This is a genomic window from Streptomyces sp. NBC_00273, assembly GCF_036178145.1.
Classification (GTDB): domain Bacteria; phylum Actinomycetota; class Actinomycetes; order Streptomycetales; family Streptomycetaceae; genus Streptomyces.
On the sequence record NZ_CP108067.1, the window covers coordinates 654990 to 668797 of the forward strand.

Below are 13808 nucleotides of genomic sequence, written 5' to 3' on the forward strand. Positions count from 1 at the left end.
TGCACCATCCGATGGGAGACCCATGTCCCCGTTCGACTCGGTCGACCACCACTACGCCCGCTACCGCCCCCGACTGCCCGACCAGGTGGTCCGGCTCCTGGCTCATGAGACGGCCGGGGCAGAGGCGCCCCGGCTGCTGGACCTCGGCGCCGGCACCGGCCAGGTCGCCCTGTCCGTGCTCCCCGTCGTACTTCCTACCGCCCGCCTGGACCTCGTGGACCAGGACCAGGACATGCTCCGCACCGCGCTCGACGAGCTCCGCCCCCACCTGGGCGAACGCACTGCCACCGTGCACGCCGTCGAGTACGGCCCGGACGATGTCGACCGCGCCCGGCTCCTGGCCGGGCCACCCGTCGGCGAGGTGGAGCTGCCGTACCGGCTGCGGGTGTTCGCCGAGCGGGCCATCGGCCGGATCGCGCAGGCATCGGAGGTGTCCTGGGTCCGGACCGGCAGCCGGGTATGGAAGCTCACCGGGCCCGGCGGCGGCGAGGGTAGTGGCATCGGATATCAGTGGCCCTAGCAGGAGGGCGCGAGCACCTGGTACCTGAAGCGGCACCGCGGGGCGAAGTTCCACAGCCGGGAGATGGCCGCGTACCAGTCGTGGGTGCCGGAGCTGGGGCCGCGGGCTCCCCGCCTCGTCGCAGCCGACACCGAGGCTCGGGCTGTCGTCGTCACCGCGCTGTCCGGGCGCCCGCTGCACGGTATGGTCCTCGACCCGGCCGCCGAGGCGCGCATCCAGCACGGCCTGGGCCGTCGCGCCAGCGCCCTGCACCGCAGCGCACCCGAGCGCCCCGCCGACTCCGCGACGGCTGCCGGCAAGATCAAGCGCCACGTGCAGGGCGCCCGCCCGTACCGGTCGGACGGGGACGAGGACCTGGTGCTCGCCCTCGCCGGCACCTATGCAAGGCTGCCGCTGCCTTCGTTCGTTCCCACGCACGGGGACCTGCAGTACCGCAACGTCCTGCTCGACGACGATGGCGAACCGCTGCTGTTCGACTTCGAGCGCTCCGAGTACAACACCCCAACGCGGGACATGGTGCGGCTGAGCGATACCTGGACCGGCCACCCGAACCTGCGCGGCGCATTCCTCGACGGCTACGGCCGGCCCCTCACTTCCGACGAGGAACTCCGTCTGGACTGCGAATCCGCCTTCGACGCCGTCTACGGCACCGGCCACGGCGACCCCGAGGTCACCGAACGCAGCCACCGCACCCTGCGCCGCCTTCACACCATCCGCCACCCCTGAACCCGGCCACCACCAGTCTCACCGTCCCTCTTCGAGGAAGGAACCCCGTGCCCGAACCTCAGCGAACCCCTCGACGAAACCTGGCTCGCCACGTGCGCCGACGAGCTCGCCTTACGCCTCCGAGACGGCGGCGACGCCCGCGCGTACGTCGTCGACTCCCCCGCCGGCGGGCTCGCCACCTGCGCCCTGGGCCTGGTCCACGCCGTTCTGCCGGCCCCGAAGTACCCCAAGGGACTGGCCGTACGGATCCACGCCGTCGCCACCGACCCCGCCCACCGGCGCAACGGCTACGCCAAGGCCGCGCTCACCGCGCTCCTCAACCACCTGGAAGGCGACGGCGTCACCCTCTACGAGCTGTACGCCAGCGAAGGGTCCGCGCCGCTGTGCGAGCAGCTCGGCTTTGCCGCCGCCCCGGCGCTGATGCGCATGACCCGCTTCCCTGCCCCGGACGGCGGGAGCGGATCGTGAGCAAGAAGTGGCTCCCTCCCGAGGCGTTCGCCGCCACGCTGCCGCACGCCACGGTCTTCGGGGATGCGTTCTTCACCGACGAGGACGACCGGCCCGTCCAGCTGCGCGCCACATACTCCAGCGCCCACCCGTGGCAGTGGCCGGGCGGCCTCGCCGAGCCAGGCGAGCGCCCTTGGGAGACCGCTGTGCGTGAATGCCGGGAGGAGACCGGAATCCACCTGGCGGGACCGACGAAGCTCCTGACCACGGTGTTCGGGCTGCCGGGCAAGGGCTGGCCACTGGCCACGGTCGGCCTCGTTTTCGGCGAAGGACGGCTCGCTCCCGGGCAGCTGACCGGGAGCGTGCTGGACCCGGACGAGCACGACCAAGTCCGTGCCCTGACCGTCCCCGAGTGGCAGGGGTTGATGCCGGGACGGGACCACACCCGGCTCGAGGCCGTGATGGCCGCCCGCCACGCCGGGGTCCCCGCTCACTTCGACACCTGGGAGGGGGAGGCCTGAATGAGCGTCGTCCTGATGTCCGACCCGCGGATTGCCGCGATCCCGGTCGTGGAGAACGGCGAGCCCCTGGCCGATGCCCGCGCCGGCGGCCACCTCCTCCTCGATGACCGCCGCTCCGATCCCGCGTGCGCCTTCGCGCACCTCCGCTCTGGTGTCCTCCACAGGCTTCTGCACGCCGAGTCCCTGCTGCCCGACGGCCTGCGCCTCCTCGTCGTCGAAGGTTTCCGACCTCCCACGCTGCAGCAGCGGTACTTCGAGGAGTACGCGGCCGAACTGCGTGCCGCCCGTGCCGACTGGTCCACGGAGGAGCTGCGGGCGAAGACGAGCCGGTACGTGTCACCGCCAGAGATCGCCCCGCACAGCGCCGGTGCGGCCGTCGACCTGACCCTCGTCACCGTGGACGGCACCGAACTGGACATGGGCACCCGCGTCAACGCCAGCCCGGAAGAGAGCGCGGGCGCCTGCTACACCCTGGCCGATGGTCTCTCCCATCAGGCCCGGCTGCACCGCGCCACCCTCAGCCGCGCACTCTCGGCCGCGGGCTTCGCGAACTACCCGACCGAGTGGTGGCACTGGTCGTTCGGCGACCGCTACTGGGCCCTGATGACCGGCGAACCCGCAGCCCTGTACGGACCCGCCTCCCAGCACCCGACCGACCGTTCCTGAGTCACTCGCCCCAGAAGGAGCACGCACGGCATGAGCGCCACTCACACCGCACAGGACTGGCACGCCCACTACGAGGCCGGCCGCGACTTCCGCCCGATGACCGATATCGAGAAGAGCATCCTCGCCGAGCACCTGGCTCTGCCGGAGGGCACTCAGGGGGCCCGGGCCTTGGAGGTGGCCTGCGGGACCGGGGAGCTCGCCCGGTTCCTCGCCGCGGCCGGGTACCGTGTCGATGCCGTGGACTGGGCCCCGTCCGCCGTCGCACGAGCCTCCGAGTCCTCGACCGACGGGGTCGTCTATCACCAGCTCGACATCACCGACGGGGACCTTTCCACCCTCGTCCCGGCCGGGACCGGCGGCTACCGACTGATCACCATGCGCCGGGCTCTGGCCCACCTGCCCGACCGCACCCGCACGGTCGCCGAACTCGCCGACCTCCTCGACGAGGGCGGCACCCTGTGCGTGATCACCCCGCACGCCGACCGGCACCCAGAAGAGCTGCGCGGGATCTGCCTGGACGACGCCGAGATCGACCTCCTGGCCGACGGCTGGCAGCACACCGAGCGCGTCGAGGCCGGCGACGCCACCGCCCTGCTGCTGCGTGGGCCCAAGACCGGCCCCGTCATCTACAGCGAGAAGCGGACCCCGAAGCCTGCCGCCATGGCCGGTGTCGCCGTCGTCGTCACCAACGAGCACGGGCAGGTCCTCCTCGGCTGGAACCCCTCCCGCGCCGTGTGGGAGCCAACTGGAGTACGAGCGGGTTCCTACGAGGGCTGAAGTGGCACTTCGTTGCATCTCAGCTGATAGGGGGCCTGGGTTCCCCGCGCCCTATCGATTGTTGGAGCACCACGCTGCCTTGCTCCGCGAGCGGTTCCGGTGCGATCTGGAACGACTCAAACCGCTGGTCAACGAAGTACAGGCCGAGCACCGCCTGAGCCCCACCTGGCGCGTCAGTGCCAGGAACGCCTTGATTCTTGCACTGGCGGCCCGCGACGCCGCAGGCCAGGACCTGGTCGACGCCGCCATCCTTGATGCACTGCCTCACCAGCTCGTCGGAGTCACTACGATCCTGAACAAGGCCGGGTTGCTGGCCCGTGACCTCGACCACGGGGTGGCGGTGCTGCCGCACGGCCAGCGGGCCCGCCCCCAACCTCAGCCACGAAGCTGCGATCACTGCCTTTCGTGGGGCCGAAACCAGTGGTGCCGCGCATGCAGGCACTGGCGTCGCAAATACGCTGATCAGCAGGGATGCTGCGGACGGTGTGGCGCCGGGCCGCTTCCCCTGCAGAACGGTCGATGCCGCGACTGCAACAGCCTTCGCCGACGGCTGGGACCGACACCGAGGCCAGCACTTGGCGACAGCTACGGTTCGCCGGACCGTCCCTCCCGGCGGCCGTCAGCGCAGGCTGCCCAGAACTCCACCGAGCAGATCGACTGGTACTCGGCCCACCGGTCATGCAACACGCGGGCCAGTTGGCGATCTTCGAGGCGGATCGGGATTGGCGCCCGCTGCTCAGCGCAGTGCTGCCTTCCCCGCCGCCGTCGGTGACGGCCATCCTGGAGGATTTCGCCCAATATGCCACCGAGCACCGTTGGAGCCACCAGTCCCAGGAGGCCAGCGCTCGGGTTCTACGGATGGCCGCCACCTGGCTGGGCGCCGACACCACCTTCCATGAGAAGGATTTGCGGGCGCTGAACCGCGCGTGCGCCAGCGGTGGCCGCATCGGCGGTCTGGTCGCCTTCCTGAAACAACGCGAACAGCTCCTGTCCTCGCCCCCGCGCCGCAACCGCAACGAGGCATTCGTCCAGCGCACCATCGCCGCCTTTCCACCCCGAATCGGCGACGAACTCGAGACCTGGGTAGGGGTCCTTCGCGGATCCACCCGCTCCCACCACCTCGCCACCGACTACAGCACCATCCGCCGCTACCTCGTCTACCTGGCCACGGCACTGGCCGGCTGGACCAGCTGCTACACCACCTTGCGTCAAGTGACCACGACCGACGTCACCACGGCTGTCACCGCGGTCAAAGGCCCGCGCTCCCAAGAGCGGGCGGTGGCCCTGCGCTCGCTCTTCCGCGCCCTGAAGCACGCCAAGCTCGTCTTCGCCGACCCCACCCGCGGCCTGCATGTCACCCGCCAGGAACTGTTGCCCACGGCTCTGGCCCCCGACCGGCTGGCCGGACTCCTGGAGACCAGCACCAACCCTGCTACCCGCCTGGTCCTGGCCCTGGTCGCCCTTCACGCAACCAGCGGCACCGCCCTGCCTGACATCACCCTCTCCGATGTTCTGCTCACCCGCCGGCAGCTCCTGATCCGTCGGCCTCACGGCCGCCACATCGTCCACATCGACGACACCACAGCCGCCCTGCTGCACACCTGGCTCCGCTACCGCCACCGACGCTGGCCCCGCACCGCCAACCCCCACCTCCTCGTCACCCAGCAGACGGCCAGCACCACCGACCCCGTCTGCACGGACTACATCTACCAGCGCTTTGACCCCGCGGGTGTGACCCTGCGTGCTGTTCGCGCCGACAGAATCCTGGACGAAGCCCGCGAGACCGAAGACCCCGTCCACCTCGTTCGTGTCTTCGGAATCTCCGTCACCACGGCCATGAAGTACATCCACGCGGCCCATCCCCACGGCGCAGGCCCGCCCCCTCGCTGACAGCAGAGGACCTGGGGCGGAAGTCGGCGAGGGACATCACAGCAATGACCGACTACTCGCCCGGACCCGTCGTGACGGGGACCTTCGGAAGCGGCTCTGCCCAGATCTCCGCGAGATCGCAGGAAGACTTCTAGGTCTGCAACGTAGGGCTGCCGGCCTTCGGGTCGCCGACGGGATGCTCGAAGAACTCGTCGAGCAATCTGAACAGTCCACCCACAGCGTGCTGGTCGTCCTCGTGCGACCACGGCTCCGCGGGGCGGCCCTCAGGAAAGACCAGTTCTGCGACCAAAGCCCACCACACTAGGTTCCAGCCGGATACCAGTCTGGCAGCGAGCCACTCCCGAAACCCATTCAGCAGGGCTCCTTCAGCGGCGACATCGTAGCCAGTGAGGAACCCGGTCACCGTCTCAAAGCTCACACGGACGACGAACATGCCCGGACGCTTCTTGAAGTTCTCCCAGAATTCCTGGCACGACCACACTGGCTTTCCCCGGCCACGTCCCCAGGCAGCAGGTACATGAGACAGATCGGTGCCGGCCCCCCAAGTGGAGTACGAAACCGCCTCCGGCCCTACTTCGAGAGCCGCGAGGAGACCGCCCAGGCGCCTGGCCGGATCGACCGGCCCACCCTTCCGGGTCCAGACATGCGTTCCCGGAGCATCGCCCTCGTGGTGGGTTACGACGAAATCCGTTCCATCCAGCACGAAGAACGCCGCCCGGACAGTGCCGTGTCCGTCCCATGAGGTCTCGAGGGTCAGCCTCAGCCGCCGAGCCACCGCGTCCAAATCCACCGAGAGCAAGGCCAGCGAACTCAGCGGCCAGGCTGCACTTTGGAACATCGAGGCCTGCCAGGCCGGATTGCGCCCGCCTTCCTGGGGTTCTGTCGCAGGCTCCCAGTCGCCCTCGGCATCCGGTACGTAGATCAGTTCAGTCACAGCGGACAGTCAACCAGTACAGCTCGACCTCGATGCGGCTGGCTGCCTCGCAGCACGCCCGACCAGCTGTTGACGAAACTCTCGCCAGAGCCAGATTCAGATGTCTCCATCAGCCAGGAACCCGCCATAGTCAAAGCGTCGATGACGCACCCACGCGCGGGTTCGTGCGACTCCCGGTCCAGAAATCAGCGAACCCGCCCGCTTCCCCCGCCGGCAAGGTCGAGCCGGGCGAGGCCTTCGAGGCCACCGCAGTCCGCGAACTTGCCGAGGAGGCAGGCCTGCGCTCCCTCCCAGAGTCGGTGCTCCTCGTGGGCACGTTGTGCGACTCCACGCACGGATTCACCCGGGTCACCGAGATCGCCCGCCTCACCGATTACACGGGCGAGCCGACCGTCCGGGAACCGGAATTGATCACCCGGTGGGAGTGGCATACTCCTTCCGCCCTCCGATGCCTGCCCCAGCCGCTGTTCACGGCGTCCGCTCAGGCACTGAACACGGTCTGGCCCGGGCTCCTGCCCGACGTCCCGCCCGCACACCACACGCCCCGGCCCGCCGGCGACGTGGCGCTGACCTTCACCGAGTCGGCCACGACAGTGCGGCTACGCGAGCAGTTGGTCCGCCACCTCACAGAAACCGGATGGACCGACACCCCGGAACTGCAAAGGGCGTTCAATGCCGTGCCCCGGCACGCCTTCCTGCCCGAGCAGCCGCACGCTCGCACGTACGCCAACGAGGCGGTGGCCACCGTCTTCGACGAGACCACCGGGCGGTCGATGAGCTCGGTGTCCCAGCCCGAGATGCAGGCGATCATGCTGAGCCGAGCAGGCCTCCGGCCGGGCGACAACGTCCTGGAGATCGGAGGCGGCTACAACGCGTCCCTGATCGCCGAACTCGTCGGCGAATCCGGTTCGGTGGTGTGCGTGGAGATCGACCCCTACGTCCACGCCCGTACCGAACGCTTCCTGGCCGAGACCGGGTACGCGGACCGGGTCCGGGCAGTCCTCGGCGACGGCACCCACGGCGCCCCCGGGCACCTGATCCCGGAGAAGGGCTTCGACGCCATCATCGTGACGGTCGCCGCAAACGACGTGCCCCAGAGGTGGACCGGCCAGCTCGCGGAGGGCGGGCACTTGGTGGTGCCGCTGCGGATCGGCGGGTTCACCCGTGCCGTCAGGCTACGCAGGGAGGGCTCGGTGCTGGTGTCCACGGCGATCAGCGCGTGCGGTTTCGTCCCCATGCAGGGTGCCGGCCGGTGGGACGAGAGCCCGATCCTGATCGGGGACACCGGCTACGGCATCCGCTGGGAGGACACCTCGCCCGTCCCGCTCGACGGCCTCGACAGCGCCCTGGCCGCAGGCGGGGTAGCACTGTGGACCGGGGTGACGGTGCGCAGCGGAGAGACGTTCGAAGACCTTCAGCTGTGGCTGGCCACGTCCCTGAGCCAGTTCTGCCGGATGGAAGGTGATCCTGACCGCCCGGGCCCGGTACGGCTGCCAAAGCGGTCGAGCGCCGAGGCCATCGTCCTCGGTCGCTCGCTGGCTTGTCTGATGACGGAGCGGCGTGAACACGACGAGGCGGAGAGCACGTCCTTGTGGGAGTTTGGGGTCCAGGGCTTCGGGCCGGACGGCAAGGCTGCCGCCGACACCCTGGCCGCCGCCGTCCGCGCCTGGGACCGGGAACTGCGGAACCGGGCCACGCCCCGGCTGACGGTGATGCCCGCGGGCACCCCCGACTCCGCGCTCCCCGCCGGGCACGTCGTGGAGAAGCCCGACCGCCGCATCGTGGTCAGCTGGCCCGGCCGTGACGAGGCCGCCGGCCTCGCCGTTGGACGGAACACGACACAAGAGGGGTTGGACGAGCAGTGATCATCTGGGTCAACGGGGCCTTCATAGCGGGAAGAGCACCCTGGCGGCTGGCCTTCACCAGCAACTGCCCGGTTCGGTGGTCGCCGACCCGGAGAACATCGGCGACCTGCTGCGCCGCACCCTCAGTAAGCACCCCGGTAAGCTCCGTAACTACCAGGACTACCCAGCCTGGCGGCACCTGACCGCGGCCTATATCGGCGAGATCGCTGCCCAGACGGGCGGCCACGTCATCGTGTCCGTGACCGTACTCAATCCCGCCTACGCCGCCGAGATGTTTGCACCCCTGCGCGCCTCGACCGGCCTCATCCATCTCGTTCTCCACGCCGATCCGAAGGAGCTGGGCGCCCGGATCGGCTCGAGTGAGAAGTTCCCCTGTGACGAGGCCGGCAGCGAGGCCGTCCGCGTGTACCGGCGGCGCCGGGCACCCGACTACGCGGCTGCTGCCGCTGCGTGGATGCACGCCGACGGCCACGCCATCGACACCAACGCCCCGCCGGCCTTGGCGGTCCTGCAGGCCGCGATTGCCCACCTCACCACCGTCGACGGAGCACGACCCGACCCTGATGACCAGCGCCACGACCCTCACCAGCCTCCGGCTGGGAACCCGGCCCAGCCCCATGGCCATGGAACAGACCGGCCGCTTCGCCGACGCCTTCCGGACCCGGTACCCGCAGGCGGTCCTCGACATCGTCGAGATCGTCTCCGAGGGCGACCGGCACCACGGTCCGCTCTCGGCCATCGGCGGCAAAGGGGCCTTCACCCCCAACGCCGACCGGTACCTCCTGGACGGACGCGTCCAGGCCACCATCGCCTGCGCCAAGGACGTACCCGGCCCGCACGACCGCGTCCCCGGCATCACCGTCGGAGCGGTCTTGCCTCGGGAGGACATCCGCGACGCCCTCGTCCTCCCCACCAGCCATCCACCGGCCACCCTCGCCGAACTGCAGCCCGGCATCCGGGTGGGGGACCAGCGCACCCCGCCGTGCGGCCCTCCTCCAAGCCCTCCACCCGACGCTCGTACCAGTACCGATCCGCGGCAACGCCGACAGCTGGCTCCGCGCCCTCGACGAGGGAACGCTCGGCGCGGACGTCATGATCGCCGCCCTGGCCGGCCTGCGCCGCCTCGGCCTGGAGCACCCGGCCGCCGAGATCCTCGACCCCGCCGTCTAGCTGCCCGCGGCGAGCGCGGGCACCTTGATCATCGAGCACCCTGCCGACGACCCCGACACCGGGGAACTGCTCGCCCCGCTCGCACACGCCCCCACCCGCATCCTGCTCGACGACGAAGGGGCCGCACTCGCCTTCCCTGTCAAGTCAGCCCGTCGAGACCTGGCTGGCCCCTGTGGCGGGACGGTTGTTACGTCTGGACGCGCCGGCGGCGGTAGTAGGAGATTGCGACCGCTGCCACCAACGGGCCCCAGGCCAACAGCGGTGCGTAGCAGACAACCAGCAACCAGTCCTTGGCTGGCGAGCCCATGGAGGGGTTGGAGCCGAAGATGGCAACGAGTCCGCCGTAGGTCGTGATTGCGATCAAGGCTGCCGCACCGAGCAGCGCCGGTATGACAGCTGCCAATGGGGCGACCCGCCGTCCGCCCAGCAGCGGGATCCAGCGGGGCACGGTCTCGCCCCACGGCTGGATGAGACCGAGCGTCAGCAGCGCGATGCCTTCAGAGACTAGGGTCAGCGAGGTGATGTACACCGGTTCCCACCAGAGAAGGGGGCCGTTGCTGTCCACCGGGAGCCCCGCGACCAGAGCGACCCGCCACAGCCCGGAAGGCAGCGTGATGAGGGGCACAAGATGGGCCGAAATTCGCGCCCACCGCGGCACATTCGGCAGCGTCCTGGTAGGCACTCGTTTCCGCTCCCGGATTTCGGAGCCCTGCTTCGGCATGCGACGTCCTTCGCCTTCCCGGGAATTGCGCTGTCATCCAGGGACAACGACTCCCAACAAGCCCGCACTGCCACCGATGGTCGGAGCAGTCCTGTACTGGGACACAAGTTCATATTGCCTGAAGCCTCGTGACGCAGAGTCATCAATGGGAACTATGCGGGTCCACCTCAGGGGTGACGTTCCGTGGTCCAAGTCGTCCAGCTTCAGGCAGTCGGCGGCATCGCCCGCAATGGCAGTTTGCTGCGTCGGCAGGCACGTTCTTCTCCTGCCGACCCTCCAGACAGGCGGACCCGTCCCGCGGACCGAGGCGGAACTGCCGGACACGTGGTGGAGCGACCTGCTGGCCGCGCTGAAAACCACCGCCGCCGTACCGACCGGCAGGCAGGCCGTGCGGCAGCAGTGGATCGACCGCAACTTCACCCGCTTCTTCGGCATCCCATGCCCCGGGGCCGTCGCGTGGACCACCGGCCACGGCGATCTGCACTGGAGCAACCTGATGGCAGCGCCCCTGGTGATGCTCGACTGGGAGGGCTGGGGTCTGGTCCCCACGGGATTCGCCGTAGGCCTCCTCCATGCCTGCTCACTCCACGCACCCGCCACGGCCGCCAGGATCCGACACACGTTCCGCCATCTCCTCGGCACTCCGGAAGGCAGGGTCGGGGAGCTCGTCGCCCTCGCCCAACTCCCTCCAGGTCACCGCCCGCGGCGGACACCCCGACCTCGCACCCCACCTCACCCGGCACGCCTAGCACCTCACCGGCAGAACCGTCCCGCACCACACACCCCAGCCGGACGACACGAAGCACGGAGGGTGAAGTCCTCGCCGGCACCCTGCACAGCCCCGCTCCCCCAACCCGATCGGGGCCACAGCGCCGCAGCACCGGCCCCGTACTCACAGAACGGAGTCCCCGTGTCCGCTCCCAGCATCCTCGCGGTCTACGCCCACCCCGACGACGAGTCCCTCGTCGCCGGGGGCGTCCTCGCCAAGCACGCGGCGGCCGGTGCCCGGACCGCCGTCGTCACGGCCACCTGGGCCACCGACAGCCACCGCGCGGCCGAACTCGCCGACGCCCTGACGCACCTCGGCGCGGGAAAGCCCCGCATGCTCGGATACGCCGACCTCCGCGTCCCCGAATCCGCCCCCGGGCGGCCCCCGTTCCGAGACACCCCACTGGACGAGACCGTGGAGAGCCTGGTGGCCCACGTGCGCGAGTTCCGGCCGGACCTGGTCGTCACCCACGACGCCCACGGTTCCTCCGGGCACCCCGACCACATCCACACCCACCGTGTCACCCTGCTCGCCGCGCACGCGGCTGGCGTCCCCGGCGCCTTCCCCGAGGCCGGGCCCGCGTGACAGCCCACCGCTCTGTACCTCTCGGCACACCCGAAGTCCGCCAGCTCCGGCCTGGCCGATCTGGTCTCTAGGGTCGGCAAGCGCCTGCACATGGTGCCGGACGCGATGGTCACCGCAGCAGTGGACGTCCGTCCCTGGGTGGACCTCAAGTGGGCCGCCATCCGCGCACACCGCTCGGAGACAGCCCGATCCCGCTCGCTCCCGGCCCTGCTGAGCGGGCTATCGGCACAGGATCGGGAAGAGATCCTCGGCACCGAGTACTTCATCCGCCACGACCTCGTCTCGACACACCCCTGCGTCCGCGAACTATCGGCCTGAAGGGCTCGGTGACGTCTACGACCGTGCCCCGCGGACTTTCCACGCAGCTCGGAGGGATCCCCGGGGAGGCAGGGAAGGCGCATTCACCGCTGAGCCGTGTCCAGGCGCCAACGCGCAGCAGACCAGTCACAATGATCGAACTCATGTGACTGGCCTGCTGGAAGGCGTGTGGGAGATGGTTCTTAGGACTACTCCACCAGCTCTGCGCTGATCCGGTCCCAGCTCGGTCGGGGGCCGTCGATCGGGCGTACGGCTGTGAGCAGGCGCCCATCCAGGAACGTATCGAGCCGATCTCCTCTCAAGGTGGCCAGTCGCTCGCGTTGAGCACGGCGATCCACCTCGACCCGCTCGCCGAGAACTCCAAGAAGTACCTCGTGACGCGCATCCCCGAGCGCGTCGCCGCGGATCCACCGTCCTCGGACCGGTACGCCGGCGAGCGTGCCGAGTTGATGCTCCTCGCGGCTGAAGGCCCTGTCCATCGCTTCCTCGGCCGCCGGCCCCACTCGGCGGATTGCCGCCCGGGTGGCAGCCTGACCGCTGACGTCAGGGACCTGAACGGCTCGAAGCAGCGGAGAGTCGCCTTCTGGGGCTGGCTCGCTCACGCGTTGTCGGTCGGGCCGGGGGACGCGGAAGTACCAGGGGGCGGGGTCACCGGGTGCGTCGATCCATCCGGTCTTGAGGCTCGTCAGGGCGTCGGATCCGTCGGGCAGGAAGATGTCGACGTAGACGCCGCCTGGGCCGAGCCAGACCCAGCTCATGAAGTAGGCGTGATCGCCGTGGTCTACAGACCACTGTGCGAGTTTCTCCAGGCGCTTCCTCTGTTCCGGGGTGCCCTTGCCCGCTGGGAACATCTGCTTGGCCCGTCGTCGTCGGCCCCGCGCTTCTCCGGCGACCGGCCCCGCAGCCAGGTTGTACAGAAGATCTGGCCTCACTCCCGTGTTCGCGTACACCCCTCGGAGTTTCCCTGGCAGTACGTCGAAGCTGCTGAGACCGCCGTTGCCGGAGGTCCAGTCGAACAGGGCCTCGCTGACGGCGGTCATCACGCCGAGCCCGGTGCACTCGCTGACGAACCGCTGGATGTGGCCGGCGCTGGAGTCGAGGGCGGAGCACTCGACTCCGAGCGGTCCCTTGCCCTGGTCGCCGATGACGTAACTGAGCAGCAGGCTGATCTCGTGATCGCGCACGCGCTGGTCGATCGTCTTGCGCAGGTCGCAGGCGAGGGCGTTGACATTCACCATGGCGGCCAAGGAGACCGGTAGCGGGCCCTGGCCTATCTCGACGGCCTGGATGGCCTCTGCGCCGGCCTTCCCCTTCTCGATCGTGAAGCGCCACACCCGGGCGCGTACTGTGCTCATAGGAGAAGCCTAGGGTCCTCCTTCCGTAGCAACTCGCGCGTTAGAGCAGAGGGCCCGGGCCGGGATCCAGATCGCCGTCCAGGAGGGCCTGGATGATTCTTTGGGTGCGGTCCCGTATCTCGGGTCCGTGGCCGGCAAGATTGTCGTCGACTTCGTGCTGCGGCATGTCGAGCACCCGCTTCATCTCGCCGGCCAATGCGGGCCATTGCGCCAGAGATTCAGTCAGGTCCTCCACGTTGCTGCTCTGCCAGGTCGAGTGCGACTTCTACGCCGCCTCACCACTCGCCTTCAAGGGAACACGCTGGCCAAGGAGGATCACCGGACCCGGCTCGGACGGGCGCCGGCCGAACGCCCTGGTTCGGATCGTGGCGCGGCCAGCCACACCGTCCGAGCCCGGCCAGCCGTCCTCGGCATCGGCATCGGCATCGGCATCGGCATCGGGCAACGGGCAACGGGCAACGGCATCGGGCAACGGTGACGCCGGCAGCGCGCCGGCACTGTTCCTGGACCTCTTCACCCCGCCGAGCAGCCTTCTGGCGATCAC

At 69.6% G+C, this 13808-nt stretch carries 15 protein-coding genes and 2 pseudogenes; 13 read left to right on the plus strand and 4 right to left on the minus strand.

The genetic code is table 11. The features are described from left to right. The first annotated feature begins 22 nt into the window (after positions 1–22). The 6 genes and pseudogenes from OG386_RS02455 (at position 23) to OG386_RS02475 (ending at position 3657) form a co-directional block, all read left to right on the plus strand. Positions 23–520 (plus strand): class I SAM-dependent methyltransferase, encoded by a 498-nt coding sequence (locus OG386_RS02455; RefSeq protein ID WP_328786520.1) that lies wholly within the window; start codon positions 23–25, stop codon positions 518–520. A 21-nt stretch (positions 521–541) separates the two neighbouring features. Next, positions 542–1246, plus strand: a pseudogene (locus tag OG386_RS02460) (phosphotransferase family protein); the annotation flags it as partial. 246 nt (positions 1247–1492) lie between these two features. Further along, the gene (locus OG386_RS46805; RefSeq protein ID WP_443053297.1) at positions 1493–1714 is read left to right on the plus strand and encodes a GNAT family N-acetyltransferase; all 222 of its coding nucleotides are present in this window, start codon (positions 1493–1495) and stop codon (positions 1712–1714) included. Further along, positions 1711–2214 carry an NUDIX hydrolase gene (locus OG386_RS02465; protein ID WP_328786521.1) on the plus strand — a complete coding sequence of 168 codons (504 nt, stop codon included), beginning with the start codon at positions 1711–1713 and terminating at the stop codon, positions 2212–2214. Before OG386_RS46805 ends, OG386_RS02465 begins: the two co-directional genes overlap by 4 nt. After that, positions 2215–2880: a M15 family metallopeptidase gene (locus OG386_RS02470; RefSeq protein WP_328786522.1), complete on the plus strand. Its 666-nt coding sequence runs from the start codon at positions 2215–2217 to the stop codon at positions 2878–2880. A gap of 30 nt (positions 2881–2910) precedes the next feature. Beyond that, positions 2911–3657, plus strand: coding sequence for a class I SAM-dependent methyltransferase (locus tag OG386_RS02475; protein ID WP_328786523.1), 747 nt, complete (start codon positions 2911–2913; stop codon positions 3655–3657). A 19-nt stretch (positions 3658–3676) separates the two neighbouring features. Here OG386_RS02475 and OG386_RS02480 read toward each other — a convergent pair whose 3' ends face one another. Beyond that, on the minus strand, positions 3677–3988 hold the full coding sequence (locus OG386_RS02480) for a hypothetical protein (RefSeq protein ID WP_328786524.1): 312 nt from the start codon (positions 3986–3988) through the stop codon (positions 3677–3679). Positions 3989–4335: 347 nt separating this feature from the next. Here OG386_RS02480 and OG386_RS02485 point away from each other — a divergent pair, with 347 nt between their 5' ends. Beyond that, positions 4336–5547 carry a hypothetical protein gene (locus OG386_RS02485; RefSeq protein WP_328786525.1) on the plus strand — a complete coding sequence of 404 codons (1212 nt, stop codon included), beginning with the start codon at positions 4336–4338 and terminating at the stop codon, positions 5545–5547. A gap of 130 nt (positions 5548–5677) precedes the next feature. Here OG386_RS02485 and OG386_RS02490 read toward each other — a convergent pair whose 3' ends face one another. Beyond that, the gene (locus OG386_RS02490) at positions 5678–6481 is read right to left on the minus strand and encodes a hypothetical protein (protein ID WP_328786526.1); all 804 of its coding nucleotides are present in this window, start codon (positions 6479–6481) and stop codon (positions 5678–5680) included. Positions 6482–6645: 164 nt separating this feature from the next. On the opposite strand from OG386_RS02490, the gene fxlM reads away from it, so the two are divergent. The 3 genes and pseudogenes from fxlM to OG386_RS46815 all read left to right on the plus strand — a co-directional run bounded on the left by fxlM (position 6646) and on the right by OG386_RS46815 (position 9516). Beyond that, complete coding sequence (gene fxlM, locus OG386_RS02495; RefSeq protein WP_328786527.1) at positions 6646–8346, plus strand: methyltransferase, FxLD system; 1701 nt, start codon at positions 6646–6648, stop codon at positions 8344–8346. A 563-nt stretch (positions 8347–8909) separates the two neighbouring features. After that, positions 8910–9293, plus strand: a pseudogene (locus OG386_RS46810) (hypothetical protein); the annotation flags it as partial. Continuing rightward, positions 9265–9516: a hypothetical protein gene (locus OG386_RS46815; RefSeq protein ID WP_443053298.1), complete on the plus strand. Its 252-nt coding sequence runs from the start codon at positions 9265–9267 to the stop codon at positions 9514–9516. The pseudogene OG386_RS46810 and the gene OG386_RS46815, both read left to right, overlap by 29 nt. A 187-nt stretch (positions 9517–9703) precedes the next feature. Here the strand turns inward: OG386_RS46815 and OG386_RS02505 are convergent, their stop codons facing one another. Continuing rightward, a complete protein-coding gene (locus OG386_RS02505) occupies positions 9704–10237 on the minus strand; it encodes a hypothetical protein (protein WP_328786529.1) in 534 nt (177 codons plus the stop codon). A gap of 910 nt (positions 10238–11147) precedes the next feature. Here OG386_RS02505 and OG386_RS46820 point away from each other — a divergent pair. Both OG386_RS46820 and OG386_RS46825 read left to right on the plus strand, forming a co-directional pair. After that, entirely contained in the window at positions 11148–11591 is a 444-nt protein-coding gene (locus OG386_RS46820) for a PIG-L deacetylase family protein (protein ID WP_443053072.1), read from the plus strand. 105 nt (positions 11592–11696) lie between these two features. Continuing rightward, the gene (locus OG386_RS46825) at positions 11697–11909 is read left to right on the plus strand and encodes a hypothetical protein (protein WP_443053073.1); all 213 of its coding nucleotides are present in this window, start codon (positions 11697–11699) and stop codon (positions 11907–11909) included. Between the two features lie 188 nt (positions 11910–12097). On the opposite strand, the gene OG386_RS02515 is transcribed toward OG386_RS46825, so the two are convergent. Next, positions 12098–13243, minus strand: a complete 1146-nt coding sequence (locus OG386_RS02515; protein ID WP_328786530.1) for a hypothetical protein — start codon at positions 13241–13243, stop codon at positions 12098–12100. Between the two features lie 148 nt (positions 13244–13391). Here OG386_RS02515 and OG386_RS02520 point away from each other — a divergent pair, with 148 nt between their 5' ends. Beyond that, positions 13392–13742 carry a hypothetical protein gene (locus OG386_RS02520; RefSeq protein ID WP_328786531.1) on the plus strand — a complete coding sequence of 117 codons (351 nt, stop codon included), beginning with the start codon at positions 13392–13394 and terminating at the stop codon, positions 13740–13742. Positions 13743–13808 lie beyond the last annotated feature (66 nt).

Excerpts from the sequence above, each read along its gene's own strand:
- OG386_RS02455 (WP_328786520.1), top strand. The coding sequence starts at position 23 with ATGTCCCCGTTCGACTCGGTCGACCACCACTACGCCCGCTACCGCCCC.
- OG386_RS02470 (WP_328786522.1), top strand. The coding sequence starts at position 2,215 with ATGAGCGTCGTCCTGATGTCCGACCCGCGGATTGCCGCGATCCCGGTC.
- OG386_RS02475 (WP_328786523.1), top strand. The coding sequence starts at position 2,911 with ATGAGCGCCACTCACACCGCACAGGACTGGCACGCCCACTACGAGGCC.
- OG386_RS02485 (WP_328786525.1), top strand. The coding sequence starts at position 4,336 with ATGCAACACGCGGGCCAGTTGGCGATCTTCGAGGCGGATCGGGATTGG.
- OG386_RS02505 (WP_328786529.1), bottom strand. The coding sequence starts at position 10,237 with ATGCCGAAGCAGGGCTCCGAAATCCGGGAGCGGAAACGAGTGCCTACC.
- OG386_RS46825 (WP_443053073.1), top strand. The coding sequence starts at position 11,697 with ATGGTCACCGCAGCAGTGGACGTCCGTCCCTGGGTGGACCTCAAGTGG.